This window comes from Seonamhaeicola marinus (genome assembly GCF_008085455.1).
The window spans coordinates 283-533 of record NZ_VSDQ01000106.1 but is presented as its reverse complement, the minus strand read 5'-3'; the positions used below and the strand labels follow the sequence as shown (position 1 = coordinate 533).

Below are 251 nucleotides of genomic sequence, written 5' to 3'. Positions count from 1 at the left end.
ATTGTAAAACGAAAAGAAGACGATTTCAACCCAAGCTTAAGAACAGGCACTATAGAATTAGAAACATCAGCTTTAGAAATTCTAAACCTTTCAAAAACCTTACCTTTTGAAATAAAACGCGCTTTAAAAACTAATGAAACCACACGTTTTCAGTATAAATTTCTAGACCACAGAAATCAAGATGTACACCGCGTTATTAGAAACCGCCACAAGGTTATAAAATTAATACGCGATGTTTTAGATGCACAAGA

Annotated in this window: 1 pseudogene; it reads left to right on the top strand. The window is 33.1% G+C overall.

The features are described 5' to 3' along the window. A pseudogene (locus FUA24_RS00675) lies at positions 1-251 on the top strand (hypothetical protein); the annotation flags it as partial.